18 protein-coding genes are annotated in these 12,496 nt (G+C 54.9%); 7 read left to right on the forward strand and 11 right to left on the reverse strand.

Translation table 11 applies throughout. The annotated features are described in order from the left end of the window. Positions 1 to 132: 132 nt before the first annotated feature. From HMPREF9695_RS02975 to HMPREF9695_RS02985, 3 genes are read right to left on the reverse strand one after another with little or no spacing between them, the layout of a single operon-like run. Positions 133 to 828 (reverse strand): SOS response-associated peptidase, encoded by a 696-nt coding sequence (locus tag HMPREF9695_RS02975; RefSeq protein WP_006019297.1) that lies wholly within the window; start codon positions 826 to 828, stop codon positions 133 to 135. After that, positions 828 to 1,241 (reverse strand): hypothetical protein, encoded by a 414-nt coding sequence (locus HMPREF9695_RS02980; RefSeq protein ID WP_006019298.1) that lies wholly within the window; start codon positions 1,239 to 1,241, stop codon positions 828 to 830. Before HMPREF9695_RS02980 ends, HMPREF9695_RS02975 begins: the two co-directional genes overlap by 1 nt. Continuing rightward, positions 1,241 to 1,441 (reverse strand): hypothetical protein, encoded by a 201-nt coding sequence (locus HMPREF9695_RS02985; protein ID WP_245258701.1) that lies wholly within the window; start codon positions 1,439 to 1,441, stop codon positions 1,241 to 1,243. The genes HMPREF9695_RS02980 and HMPREF9695_RS02985 overlap by 1 nt, the downstream gene beginning before the upstream one ends. A gap of 230 nt (positions 1,442 to 1,671) precedes the next feature. Between HMPREF9695_RS02985 and ku the strand changes: the two genes are divergently transcribed. Beyond that, complete coding sequence (ku, locus tag HMPREF9695_RS02990) at positions 1,672 to 2,511, forward strand: non-homologous end joining protein Ku (RefSeq protein ID WP_006019301.1); 840 nt, start codon at positions 1,672 to 1,674, stop codon at positions 2,509 to 2,511. Between the two features lie 12 nt (positions 2,512 to 2,523). On the opposite strand, the gene HMPREF9695_RS02995 is transcribed toward ku, so the two are convergent. Then, positions 2,524 to 3,114, reverse strand: a complete 591-nt coding sequence (locus HMPREF9695_RS02995) for a hypothetical protein (protein WP_006019302.1) — start codon at positions 3,112 to 3,114, stop codon at positions 2,524 to 2,526. A 60-nt stretch (positions 3,115 to 3,174) separates the two neighbouring features. Between HMPREF9695_RS02995 and HMPREF9695_RS03000 the strand changes: the two genes are divergently transcribed. Both HMPREF9695_RS03000 and greA read left to right on the forward strand, forming a co-directional pair. Further along, complete coding sequence (locus HMPREF9695_RS03000; RefSeq protein WP_202966310.1) at positions 3,175 to 3,444, forward strand: hypothetical protein; 270 nt, start codon at positions 3,175 to 3,177, stop codon at positions 3,442 to 3,444. Positions 3,445 to 3,476: 32 nt separating this feature from the next. Then, a complete protein-coding gene (greA, locus tag HMPREF9695_RS03005; protein ID WP_006019304.1) occupies positions 3,477 to 3,959 on the forward strand; it encodes a transcription elongation factor GreA in 483 nt (160 codons plus the stop codon). 280 nt (positions 3,960 to 4,239) lie between these two features. Here greA and HMPREF9695_RS03010 read toward each other — a convergent pair whose 3' ends face one another. The 5 genes from HMPREF9695_RS03010 to HMPREF9695_RS25530 form a co-directional block, all read right to left on the reverse strand. Continuing rightward, positions 4,240 to 4,434, reverse strand: coding sequence for a hypothetical protein (locus tag HMPREF9695_RS03010; protein WP_006019305.1), 195 nt, complete (start codon positions 4,432 to 4,434; stop codon positions 4,240 to 4,242). Between the two features lie 407 nt (positions 4,435 to 4,841). Continuing rightward, positions 4,842 to 5,747: a hypothetical protein gene (locus HMPREF9695_RS03015; protein WP_006019306.1), complete on the reverse strand. Its 906-nt coding sequence runs from the start codon at positions 5,745 to 5,747 to the stop codon at positions 4,842 to 4,844. Between the two features lie 120 nt (positions 5,748 to 5,867). Continuing rightward, a complete protein-coding gene (locus HMPREF9695_RS26240) occupies positions 5,868 to 6,020 on the reverse strand; it encodes a hypothetical protein (RefSeq protein ID WP_006019307.1) in 153 nt (50 codons plus the stop codon). Positions 6,021 to 6,170: 150 nt separating this feature from the next. Then, on the reverse strand, positions 6,171 to 6,803 hold the full coding sequence (locus HMPREF9695_RS03020; RefSeq protein WP_006019308.1) for a hypothetical protein: 633 nt from the start codon (positions 6,801 to 6,803) through the stop codon (positions 6,171 to 6,173). A 156-nt stretch (positions 6,804 to 6,959) separates the two neighbouring features. Next, positions 6,960 to 7,364, reverse strand: coding sequence for a DUF1236 domain-containing protein (locus HMPREF9695_RS25530; RefSeq protein WP_006019309.1), 405 nt, complete (start codon positions 7,362 to 7,364; stop codon positions 6,960 to 6,962). 198 nt (positions 7,365 to 7,562) lie between these two features. Between HMPREF9695_RS25530 and HMPREF9695_RS26245 the strand changes: the two genes are divergently transcribed. After that, positions 7,563 to 7,907, forward strand: coding sequence for a YybH family protein (locus HMPREF9695_RS26245; RefSeq protein ID WP_006019310.1), 345 nt, complete (start codon positions 7,563 to 7,565; stop codon positions 7,905 to 7,907). Positions 7,908 to 8,260: 353 nt separating this feature from the next. Here HMPREF9695_RS26245 and HMPREF9695_RS26760 read toward each other — a convergent pair whose 3' ends face one another. Beyond that, on the reverse strand, positions 8,261 to 8,413 hold the full coding sequence (locus HMPREF9695_RS26760) for a hypothetical protein (protein ID WP_157223898.1): 153 nt from the start codon (positions 8,411 to 8,413) through the stop codon (positions 8,261 to 8,263). A gap of 242 nt (positions 8,414 to 8,655) precedes the next feature. On the opposite strand from HMPREF9695_RS26760, the gene HMPREF9695_RS03030 reads away from it, so the two are divergent. Next, positions 8,656 to 8,892 (forward strand): hypothetical protein, encoded by a 237-nt coding sequence (locus tag HMPREF9695_RS03030; RefSeq protein WP_006019313.1) that lies wholly within the window; start codon positions 8,656 to 8,658, stop codon positions 8,890 to 8,892. Between the two features lie 137 nt (positions 8,893 to 9,029). Continuing rightward, positions 9,030 to 9,338 (forward strand): hypothetical protein, encoded by a 309-nt coding sequence (locus tag HMPREF9695_RS26255; protein WP_157223899.1) that lies wholly within the window; start codon positions 9,030 to 9,032, stop codon positions 9,336 to 9,338. A 35-nt stretch (positions 9,339 to 9,373) separates the two neighbouring features. Here HMPREF9695_RS26255 and HMPREF9695_RS03035 read toward each other — a convergent pair whose 3' ends face one another. Beyond that, complete coding sequence (locus HMPREF9695_RS03035; protein ID WP_041711135.1) at positions 9,374 to 9,997, reverse strand: response regulator transcription factor; 624 nt, start codon at positions 9,995 to 9,997, stop codon at positions 9,374 to 9,376. 163 nt (positions 9,998 to 10,160) lie between these two features. On the opposite strand from HMPREF9695_RS03035, the gene HMPREF9695_RS03040 reads away from it, so the two are divergent. Further along, positions 10,161 to 11,474 carry an ATP-binding protein gene (locus tag HMPREF9695_RS03040; RefSeq protein ID WP_051054949.1) on the forward strand — a complete coding sequence of 438 codons (1,314 nt, stop codon included), beginning with the start codon at positions 10,161 to 10,163 and terminating at the stop codon, positions 11,472 to 11,474. Positions 11,475 to 12,496: the final 1,022 nt, after the last annotated feature.

Consider the following 12,496-nt stretch of genomic DNA (forward strand, 5'->3'; position numbering starts at 1 on the left):
GTCATAAAGACCATTCATCTAGGTTTTTTATTCTTCGAGGACCGGATCGATTATCAGTGCCCGAAGTGCGGCGCTGAAAAAAACCGAAATCGCAAAATAAGGCAGCGTCAGGCCGATGCTTGCTCGCGATCATTAGCTCGTCACTGGTAGGATCAGTTCAGGCCCCTTATTCCTGACATTTCCCACCTTCTTATCGACCGGGAATATCTCGAGCCATTCGTCGGGGCAGGGCGCCAGCAGCGCCAGCAGTTCGTCGTTGCTCGCGGACTCTTCGCCCAGCCACTTTGCCCAGTCGCTTTCGCCCAGGATGCAGGGCATGCGATTGTGGATCTCGGCCATGGCGTTATTCGGCCCGCAGGTGAGGATCGTGCAACTCAGCACCTCTTCACCGTTCAGCGGATCGCGCCAGGTTGACCAGAGGCCGGCCATGACCATCGGCTTTCGGCCGGCCATGAAGATGGCGTAGGGCTGTTTCTCCTTGCCCTTCCCGTCGAGTTTCTTCCATTCGTAGAAATTGGTCGTCACGCACAGGCAGCGCTGCCCGCGCTTCCATGCGTCCTTAAACGCTGGTTTCGTCGTGAACTCTTCCGAGCGGGCATTGATCGTCGAGTACTGAAGCTTCGTATCCTTCGCCCACGAGGGGATAAGTCCCCACTTCATCATCCGCGGCGTCCGCTTCCCGTCTTCCGATCGGATCGCGGTCATCATGCGCTCCGTCGGCGCGAGATTATGGTTGTACTCGTAGTTCGGCGCCGGGGCGTCTGAATCGAACTTCAGCCGGATTTTGATTTCCGACCAGTCGTCAGCGAGGCGAGCGCGGCCGCACATCAGCGTTCTCCGGGATAGCCATGTGACGGCGGGTCATGGGCTGAAATCTTGGTGGGACGGAGTGCCACAAGATGGCTTCGCTTATATGGGTAACCTCGAACCTTCGAGCAATCCTGGCAGCGCATCCACCGCTCAAGCTCGTGGATCGGAGTTTCCTTCGGCTGCCGGACGATTGTCAGGTCCACCGTGCTGTGCATCTCGCAGCCCAGGCACTTCACTTCAAGATACCGATAGCCCGCGTTCAGGGCGTCACCGAGCGTCGGGGAGGGTTGGGCCGGCCCGTGATAGCCCAGCATCCGAAGTGTCCAGGCCTCACAGGCGAGCCGATCAGCCTTCAGGCGCGCTTCTGCTGCGCGCTCCGCGGCCGCGCGTATGGAACTGCCGAATAAATATTCCCGCGACTTCGATCCCATTACGGACCACCAAGCAGTTTGCCAAGGCGATCGACGTCTTCGGACGTCGGCGCGCTGTCCTTACCGATGATCGCCGCTGCCTCGTCGATGCGCTGTTGAGCCCTCAGAATGCCTGTCTCGTCGACTACGCGGGCGAAGTCGTCCACAGCCTTGTCGTCGGCGCAGCGGGACTTGGTGCGTCGGAAGAACGAGATTTTCATGAAGGACATTCAAGCGCACGCGAGGGCGCAGGTAAATAGTCCTAGATGTGGTTGTGGAAGCGTGAGGTCGTACAGCTGGTCGGGGGATGGAACGCGATCGATCTGCTTGAGCTTGTCCTACTGGCATCCTTCGGCGCCGCGCCGCCAGGGGCGAGGGCCGCAGGATGAATCCCAAATGTGGAACGCGGGGGCGACTAAACTCGTTGCCGTGCATTATCTAGGAGATTCGCATGGCGCTGCGTGCTTATTGGAAGGGCTCTCTGAAGCTCTCGCTCGTAACTTGTCCAATCGCTCTATATCCTGCTTCAACGCAATCCGAAAAAACCCACTTTCACCAAATCAACACCAAGACCGGCCATCGGCTTAGACAGCAGATGGTCGATGAGCGCACGGGGCGGGTGGTTGATAAGGAACACAAGGGAAAGGGGTACGAGCTTTCAAAGGGCCGCTACGTCGAGATAGACGATGATGAGCTCGACGCGATCAAGCTTGAGAGCACTCACACCATAGAGATTGACGACTTTGTGCCTGCCGAAGATATCGATGAGCGGTATCTGGACAAACCGTATTACATCGTCCCGAGCGGAAAAGAAGGCGCGGATGCGTTTGTTGTGATCCGTGATGCGATGAAGCAGAAAGAAAGAGTTGCGCTGGCGCGGGTCGTCCTTTCCAATCGAGAGCACATCATTGCGCTAAAGCCATTGGGAAAAGGTCTATTAGGCACAACACTACGCTATCCGTATGAACTGCGAGATGAGGAAGATTATTTCGACGACATTCCCAGTCCGCGGGTATCTAAAGATATGGTCAAACTGGCTTCTCACATCCTCGATACCAAAGCCTCTAAATTTAACCCGGGCAAGTTCAAGGACAAGTACGAGGCGGCGTTAAAGGCCCTGGTAAAGCGGAAGGCGGCGGGGAAGACAATAGAGGTGCCTGAAGAGAAGGAAGATCGTGGCAACGTGATCGACCTAATGGAGGCCCTTAAACAGAGTTTGAAGGGCAGGAAGAGTGCCGCACCGCGCGCAAAACGGAGGCGTTCCGGCGGACGGAAACGAAAGGCGGCTTAGCAAGCTTGGCGTTCACTTCCGCGCGTGTTTCAATTCGTTCTGAAACTTCTCCATCTGCCTTTTCCAGCGAAGCTCCTCAGCCTCGAAACGTCGATCAAGCGCCGCGCGCTCGGTTTCCATCTCGCGAAGCCGGTTCTCATGATCTCGCTTTGCTTTTTCTCTTTGGGCCTCGACTTTGGAGATGGCTCGCTCGCGACGCGCACGTTCAGCTTCAAGTTTGGCCCGTTCCCGATCTCGCTTCCGTTCTTCCCGTTCGTATTCCTTTGCGGCCTCTCGGGCTGCCTTGTCATCCAGAGCGCGCCCGCGCTTAATTGGCGTCGAAGGGGGCTTTCGCGAGCCCCGCTTGTGGGCTGGAAGCGATGCCGGGAGGTCCGCCTGCTCTAAGAAGGGCCCATCAGATCCAACAGGGCGCTTCAGCACTACGCCGGGCCTTTTCATTGTTGCGGCGACGACGTCGATATCATCCACCTCTTGCGCAAAACCCTGGTGGAATAAGTTGTTCTTGGATCCCCAGGCCTCCAATGCTGCTTTCATCGAGGGGGCGGCTACGGCCAGATCGAAAAAGCCCATCGAGGTCTGGTAAGTTTTGAGCTTTCTAGGCATGCCAACGCTCCCGGCTCGGACTCCAAATCCACCAACAGATGATTACCTAAGAACTATCGCATGTGGAGTATCGTGATGCCCGGTCCAAGAACGCCGCGGGAATTGTCGAACCGGATGGCCGAGCAAAGGGCAGGCCGGAAGCTCGCCGGCCGGGACGACGGCTACGTCCGGGAGACGTTCACCCAGCCTCGAGAAAAAGCCCGCCAGACGGCGAGGGCATTCCTCGATGAATACCCCAAACAGGCATACATGTCGGAGGTTGAAACCTGGCGTGAGCTCCCCGGCGACGAGATCGAATTTACGATGCGAAGGTTGAAATCTGCGGATTAGGGAACGCAACGTCCGCGGTGGAATTAGCAGTCATGAGCAGAGCCTTTGTAAAAGAGTCCGACGCCGTTGATGAACTGCCCGACCGTATTGTGTCGGAGTATCCCAATTACGTTACAGCGGAAGGCCTTAGCTTAATTGAGATGAAGATCGCTGAACTTCAAAGCAGGCTGGCCCAAGCGCAGATCGAAGGTGATCGAGACGCGCTTTCAGCTATATCCCGAGACCTCCGTTACTGGAACAACAGACGGGGCACCGCGATGGTGGTCCAGATGCCGGACAGCGCTACGACAGTTCGGTTTGGCGCCGTGGTCACGATCGAGCGCGACGACGGCCGAAGGCAGGAGTACCGTATAGTCGGAGAAGACGAAGCCGATCCCACCAAAGGTCTGCTATCCCATGCGTCGCCACTCGCCCGAGCCCTGCTTGGGAAAGCCGTTGGTGACACCGTCGTGGCTGGTCAGGGGACGGCTGAAATTGTGTCAATTGGAGACGCTTCGACGACATCGGAGCGGTAGTCGATGCCCGCCTCGTTCGTGGCGAGCGAGATCGGGTTCACGATGAGGCGCAATATGATCGTTCGGCGATGCCCCTGAACACTCGTGGTTGGGCTCCCTATTGCGGGGAGGGCACTCGCGAATCCTTTCGGGCACGCAGTGGTGAGGAACTTATCCGGATAGCCGGATTTCTTTGCGATATTTGATCGCAATTTGAACTTTCGGCTTGCTTTATCGCCGCTCTGAGATTGTTGTTTAGGTCATGAAGGCTTACAATTCGGCGCTCCCCGCTACCGCGCGGTTATCTTTTAGCAGCGTCCTCAGAAAACTGCCCCTTATCGATCAGCCGCTGCAGTTCTGCTGCCATTTTTCGATACGCTTCAGCAAGCCGCTCGAATGATTCTCGCTTTGTATTGTTGGTTGCGAGTTTTGCGATGATTTCGCAATCGACGGCATCGACCAGAAGTTTTTCTATCCTGGCTTTTACATCTTTCATCGCAGCTCACCACGCCTGCTGGTCCAATCCTGCGCGCCTTCGAGATTGCCGCGCACGCTGCATTTACGTATTGGACTTCTGTTCCGCGCGTTCTTGGTCCCGATAACCACCTAGCTCATAGCAAGTCCACTTGGTGGGGGCTTGGATAACGACTTCCCTCTGTCTAAACGCGCGTTCAAGCTGAGGGCGATTCTCGCGCCACCGTTAGCCATCCAATTCTTTCGCCATACCTCGAATACGACAATCTGGTCTTTTCATTCTCCCCTCCGCTTGGGCAACAAAGCCGGCAAATCAGCCGGCTTTGTCACTGGGTTGTCTAGCGCAGCAGTAGCACTAGTAGAATCAAAGGGAGAGGAATTCCAATCAACCAGAGCAAAATCGGCATATCGATGTTCCTTGTATTGGGGTTACCAAAAGCGGTGGCCCGCAAAGGTCGGAATTCGGTTTTCGTCGCGGTGACGCGCTCCCGCCCCCGCTGCAACGATAGCTGCAGCCAAGCTGACAAGCAGAGAAACGCCGGCTATAAACGCAGTGATAACCGTAGCTTTGCGAGCTTTGTCGACTTGTTGACGTGCCTTCAATTCAAGGTCGCGAGCTTCTGCTATGGCAGCGTCCACACGGCTTTGGGCTTCGGCTTCAGGCATGCCTGTTCGCGCGATGACGATCTGTCCAAGATACGTTCGGTCTCGCTCGGAAATTGCCTGATTCTTGATAGCGCTCGCAAAAATCCGGTTTGCTTCCGCGCGTGCTGCCTCTAGGTCGCCGCCGCCAGTTTTCAAGTCGACCGTTGTGCCAGGTTGCGAAGGCTGCGGTCGGAGAAGCAAGTCGACTGCGTAGTCGGCGGGCGTCGCTGAAAGCGCTCGTGGATTTGAGGTTGCCCCGGACGTCGCGCCGGCTGCAACAACAGCGGCGGACTGAGCGGAGGTTTTTGCAGAACTCAGTCCGACAATGGCGAGAACAACGGCGCCGAATAACACCCCCACTGCCCATACCATGAAGCCATGCGTACTGTCTCGAAAGCCGCTTTCTGGCTCAGAGTCGCTCCATCGCGACCGCATCCGTCCTGCAAGATAGCCGCCTGCTGCAAAGCTACCGATCTGCACCAGCACCATCCACCAAGCGACGGCGAGGCTCACTACCCATAAACGCGCGCCTGTGTCTGGCCATGGAGATGTGAGGGATAGCCCAATGGCTCCACCGAACGTCAAAAGAAGAAACGACAAAGATGCTGCGGCTACCGCGCCGCCAATAATGGGACCCCACTCCAGATAAGACCTGCCAGACTGAACATACCCCGGATCTGTTACCGCCATAGCGAATTCCTCTGTTGAATTATCGAAGGCCGATGAGTGAAAGTACCGCCATAACCACGACCACCAGGCCGACGAGATAAATTACGCCATTCATGTGAATCTCCTTACGGTTGAAGAGGTTTACTTGGCGCCTGGGACCTTGATCGTGAAGCTTGGTCCCGAGTTACCCATATTGCCGGTTGCCATCATCATGGCTGCTCCGACAAAAATAACGAGGACCACACCCACTACGACTCCAAGAATTCCACTTGCGCCATCACTGCCGTCAGCCATTTGAATCTCCTTAGTTGTTTAATCGCCCACCAAAACGCCAATGTGTCGTCCGTGTTCCCTTCGCTCCGAGACATTTAGCGGCGTCGACGGCAGTGCAGCGAACTGAAAAAACAACCCCATCGAGGTCCGCTTGCATTTTTGGCGACCGCCTCAATCGATGGAAAATCCCATGTTGAACGGCCGCTGCAGCTCGTCTTCGCGAAGCTCGGGTCGATCTCTCAACATTCGTCGGACGGCGTCTGCAGCCGCTGCGATCTCCTGCTTTCGCTTTGCAGCAAGCCGCTTTCTATCGTTTGCCGAATCACGCGCCTTTCTCAGTTCGAGCTCACGACTCCGCTTTGCAATCGCGATCTTATCTTGCACCGGCACCGGTTGGTCACTGACCGTAATCGTCGAGGACGGGATGTTCGCGCGGGACCGGAGTTCACGAACTGTTTGCGCGTCATCCGCTCGTCTGTTATCGCCGTTCTTAGTCGGCCTAAGATCTTCGGAAGGCCCGGCATGGTCTACTGGCTTAGGTGCCTGTAAGGTGCCCGCAGTGTGCAGAGGTACAGGCGCTGGCGTCGCTTTCACGGTTGCGATATTCGGCACTGCTTGAGCAGGAGAGTTGTTCTTCGCTTGCAAGGCTTCATCCTGCTTGATGACACGCTCAATCTTTGTTGGCGAGAGAGGCTTTTTGGTTGTGATCGTGTTGAAGAATGCTAACGATCCACCAAAGCCGATGACCAAAGCCATGCCGGCCGTTCCAACGCCAGCGAAGTAATAGGTAAGAGATGATCGCATCGCCGCCTCCTTTGTTTGGGGGCGAACGTTTATGAGAAGTTGGTGTTCCTCCGGAGAAAGAGAACTTAAAGGCTTCAGTAAATGGCTAAACGGGCTGCAAAAGCAAAGCACTTCCGGCACACTTGCCGGAAGTGCCCGCAAAAGCTTTGGAGGTCATTACTCGATGATCTGAACAATGCGTCGTGAGCTCGGATCAACCAACACGGTGCGATCGTTCACAACAGTATAGCGATAACGCGTTGCACCGTATTCATTTGGAATTTCGTAGTAAGTGACGCCGCTAGCTGGGAGTTCGACTCCGACTCGAATATCGCCTTGGTATCGATAAGAGGGATGGCTCCGCTCCGTTACATATGAGCGAAAACGAGGCCGTGCATCGTCGGCGATGCCACCCACGGCAGCACCGGTGGTAGCGCCGACCGCAGCGCCAACGGGTCCGCCGACTGCACCGCCTACGATAGCGCCACCAACCGCGCCGCCCACTGCGCCATCCTGTGCCAGGACTGGCGTCGTTACTGAAACCGCTGTCGCTAAGATTAATCCTGAAACGATCTTATGCATCTCGCTCTCCTCTGATTGATGCGCATGCCAAACGTGGGTCGGAAATTTCTGTTCCATCCGGTTGGTGTATCGGGAAGGGTAAAATGACGTGTTAGATATGCCGATAAATTACTCGGAAAAGCTGGGTTCATCTGCTGGGTTCATCTAAGGTTAATATGGAATGCCTCAGTTTTGCGATGTGGCATGTAGGTAGGACCAATGAATTCCTTTGACCCGATGGCCGTCGCGATTGATTGGCTTGAAGCGTATCGCGCGGAGGATCTAGAAGGTCTCCTTCATCTTTATGATGAAGGAGCTTCGCTCGAATGTGGCTGCGGGGGCGAGCAAGTCATCGTGGGTCGAGAGGCGATCTGCGCTTATTGGAAAGTACGATTCAGCGAAAAGCCAAGCGCGGAGTTTGAAGAATTTGCGCCCGTGCATCGGGGCGTTCATTTTTCATATAGAACTAAAACCGGTGTTGTAAACGTCATGCTCGATTACAACAACGAGGGCAAGATCGAGCGAAGTCGCTGCGGTCCGTTGCTTCCATTTGGTGAAAGTTGAGGGGAAACCGCCGAAAAGCGTTCCCCCTCCTCGATATCACCAGCTTCGGGCGCCGATGCTGAACCCCACGCTCGGACCGCCGTAGTAGCCGTCTCCTCGGTAATAATGAGGACGACCACCGTAGTAGCCGTAACTATGGCGTAGGTTGTAACTATCATACTCGCGCACAACGTATCGGGGCCCCCGGCTGTGCCAGCAGCGGCCGTATTGATTACAGACCAACCTGATTTGCTCTACCGTGGTCAGGTCTGAACCAACAGCACCGACATTCAGAGGCGCCGCGACCACCGCGGTGGAGGTTAGGACGACTGCGCCTGTTAGCGATATAAGAACCGACTTCATCGTTTTTCTCCTTATACCTGACCGTTAGTGCCAGTGGCGGTGATGGCCGCGATGCCATCCATAGTGATGGCCTCGACCGCGGTGCCACCCATAATGATGGCCTCGGCCACGGTGCCATCCATAATGGCGTCCTCGATTATGCCCCTTCCAGCCATGACCGCCATGGTGCTTTGCAAGCATAAGCTCGCTGTCACTGTGCGCGACGGTACTCGATTTGGCCGTGGGCATTGCCGCCGTGGGCACTGTCAGGCCGACAAGAGCAACTGCTGCTGCTGTGATGATCAGTTTCCTCATGAACTTCTCCTTTGGTTTAGCCGCTCCCAAACCAGCTTGAACAATTTCTGTTCCGGGGAACTAAAGCGGCTCATCGCCGTTCAGCGCGCGTTACCAACATTTGGAGGAAGTGATGAAGAAAATTCTGATCGGCGCTGCGTTCGCGATGATTGGTGCAGTAGGGGCATACGCCCAGACTGCCGTTGTCAGCGAATACTATGTCGTCCGAGACAGCAATACCAAGACCTGCACCGTGGTCGACAAAAAGCCCACTGGCACAACGACCACAATTGTCGATAACGGGGTTTTCAAGACCAGGACCGAAGCGGAAACCGGGATGAAGACCATCAAGGTTTGCACGGAGAAGTAACTCACTGAAAGAGGACGGTCGATCGACCGTCCTCTTTCATATGCCCGAGCCGCGAAGGCAGGGCACGTGCGAACATCGTGTATGGGGACGGATCGATGCCGCTTTTTCGGTATTTTATATGTGTGGGGAGCCTGCTGTTGACCGTTATCCTGCTTAGCGAGCATCTCGATAGTCGCCCTAGAGCAAAAGAGCGCCCAGATGTCGACCGGACGGTCATTAGAATTGCGTCTGCAATCCGCCGTCCTGATCTTGTGGTGATCGATACGTCGCTGCCGACGATATCCTCGCCTGTTGCAGAGATTGCCGACGCAAAGATACAAAGAGAGTTCGAAACTACGAAGTTGAATGCTTCTGAAGCATCTGTTCGTTCGCCGATACCAGGCGTTCGCAAGTCCAAGAGAAACGCCCCGCTTCGCAAGAAACTCGCGGTGCTCGCTCCAAGCTGAGTTCTAGCCCTGGTTTGGGGAATGGCAAGAGCGACCTAATTCTGAAGGTCCAGTTCGACCGCTTTCCGGATTAGGTCGGAGTGATTTTTTGCACCAAGCTTTTGTCGCAGCGAGGTGGTCGAATTTGCGATGGTTTTGTAGGAAAGTGCGAGCGCATCGGCCACTTCGGCGATGCTGTTGCCACGGGCCAATAATCGCAAAATTTCGATGTCTCGCCCGCCCAGTACATTGAGCGGATTCGCCCGGATAGAAGCAGCAGAGAAGGTTACATTCTTGGCGAGCCGTGGCGAAATGAAAGATCCGCCATTTCCGACCGTCACCACAGCTTCAATAAGATAACGGGGATCATCGGTCTTCGAAAGATACCCATTGGCGCCAAGTTCAAGGGAACGAAGTATGAAGATTGGATCGTCGTTCATGCTGAACATGATAGTTTTGGCGGATTGGTCATGCTGTCTGATTTTTCGCAACAACTCAAAGCCGGAAAGACCGGGCAGATTCAAGTCGATAATTGATACTTCGGGTCGAGCGTCCAAGAATTGCTGAAATCCAGTCCGTTCGTCCGGTGCGGATGTGATCGTGATTGAGGGAACCGATGCAAGGATTGCTTTGCATCCAGAAATGACCAGTGGATGATCGTCAACGATCAAGATATTCATTGGGGTTAATTACCATTCGGCTGCGGTTAGGCAATTTGTCTGGGAGCAACCATAGTACAGGCTAGGGGTTCCTCGAAGCTTCCTAAGGCATCAACCAGTAGAATCCAAAACAATGTGGTCTGTGCTTTCGCTTCGCGTTCGCCTCGCGCTGTTGCTAAGTTCAATGCTGATCTTGGCCTTGGGAACTATTGTGGCTCTTCAGGTGATGTTCGCCTCGCTTACGCTGAAACATGAGAAGGTGCTCGCGGACGACGTCGCTAATCAACTTGTTCGATCGCTTGGGGCAACGCTGTCAGTTTCAGACAACGCTGATAGCGTGATGCACAAATTTTTGGATTCATCTCGAGAAAATAAGACAGGCATCGTTGGCTTTGAGACCACCGATACAACGCAAGTGGTCGCCTCCACGCCCTTTCGAGCCGACGGAGTGCCGGCTTGGTTCATAAGACTTCTAGGCGAACATTCAGATCCAAGTCGATTACCTGTCATCAAAGACGGACGAAAATTCGGAGATCTGATCTACTTCTCGGATCTGTCCGCCGACATTCGGGAAAAGTGGATTACATTTGTTGCCTTGCTGATAGCTGCAATACTACTTTCTTCTCTCACGTTCCTAATTGCCTATTTCTTGTTGGGCTCAATGTTAAAGCCGCTCGCCCGTGTTGAGAAGGCTCTGACGATGTTGCGACGCGGGCAGTATGAATTTCAGATTGAGTGTGAGGGATCGCCAGAGCTGGTTCGAAGTTGCAACGAGGTGAACCAGCTCGCCCAAAGTTTAAAGCGCTTCAGCAGCGATCGCAGCGACCTGCTTCGACAAATGGTGAATCTCCAAGATCGCGACCGCTCAGACATCGCCAAGGAGTTGCATGACGAACTCGGTCCCATATTGTTCGCAATCCGTGCTCATGCCACGTCGATATCCGATGGCCTGTCAACAATGGACACTAACAGCGCTATCGCATCATCACGGTTGCTCGAGGCCGTCGAGATTTTTCAGCAAGCCAATCGCCGCATCCTCGACCGGTTGCAGCCGTTTCAGCTGCAAGAGTTCGGCATTATATCGAGTATCGACAGTATACTATCGGGACCTGGCCCAAAGGCTGCGGCCATAGATATTAGTAAGGACATTGATCCCTCCATTGCCGGTGTCAAAGGAGTCACCGCCGAAACGATTTTTCGCGTAATACAAGAAGGCGTGACTAACACTTTGCGCCATTCAGCTGCGACTAGACTAGTAATTTCAGCCCAGTTGGTAACTGACGGTGAGGAAACCTCTCGGAGAAGGCAAGTCCTCGTTGACGTGTTCGACGACGGGAAGGGAGTGCCCACGAATGTGGTATTCGGTCGTGGACTGCGGGGTATGAGCGAACGCCTCCGCGCTCTCGGGGGCACCTTGTCCATTTCCAGCACGCGGCAAGGCACGCGTCTGAGCTGTGTGATACCGTGTTTAAGCGACGATGACCTTCCTGCGGTCTAGCGCTATCCCGCGCGGGGCTCGCAGCAGAAGTCGAGCGGGTGTTGCCTCATATCAGCTCTAATATGCCAAAGCGTCCTTGAATCTCCCTGACGTGCTCTGTGCGGTCAAGGATAAACTCTAATTTTTCAATGGTTTGATTGGCCGATCTGGGTCTATTGCCACGTTTTCCTGAGAAATAAGGAACTTGTCACCCGGTTTCCTATTATTCTCCAACGCTGCGTAGGGCTGAATGAGGAGGGTGGGTTGGTCACATCGCGGAGTTGGACGCCAGCACAGATAGAACGTCTCGAAGAACTGCTTGCTGCTAAAGCATCTCCTGCAAGAGCAGCGGTCGTTTTGAAGCGCTCTATAGTATCGGTTCAAGTCAAGGCGCGCGCGCTCGGCAAGCCGTTTCCTAATATGAGAAAACTGCGGCTCGCCAGAAATGCGGCGGCTGCAGCTTTTTCAGAAAACAGAACCGTATAGATGTTTGGCTGATTACTGGAAACGGCAACGGGACTTTGCGAGCCGAGCCGTCACTTCTTGCCTCGAAGTGCGCGATGCGCACGGCAAGAGTTTGCTTCGGTCCTATCCCGTAGCCCCTCAGCCTCTCTCTACGTCGGTTCATCACCAAAATATTCGGAGCAGGTCGCACCCTAAGCGAGAGGCGGGATACTCGTCCGAAAGCCGTTCCTCCCAAAGCCGGGCATCGGTTGGCGCCCGCCGCCGTACCATCGGATCGACCCCTAAACGAAAGCAGGACGTATGCGGCATTCATCGCGCCAACCTAGGCTCCCAGCGGCTTCCAAGCAGGAAAAATTCGCCCGACGCTGTCGGCCAGCCCCCAGTCGGTTCTTGGACTGACGTTTGGAACCAATCCCAATCCCTGCCGTTAAGGAAGCTTTTGTTGTCTGCGACTTGGACTCAGATATTTTAGAGCCGTCTTCTTATCAAAACGCGGCCGATAGGGGGTGAAGGATGTCCAGTGGGGCTAACCAACCAGTTTCCGCCTTAACGCCCAAATCCTATCGGCCCATGGCGGC

Origin of the sequence: Afipia broomeae ATCC 49717 (genome assembly GCF_000314675.2) — a bacterium.
Taxonomy (GTDB): domain Bacteria; phylum Pseudomonadota; class Alphaproteobacteria; order Rhizobiales; family Xanthobacteraceae; genus Afipia; species Afipia broomeae.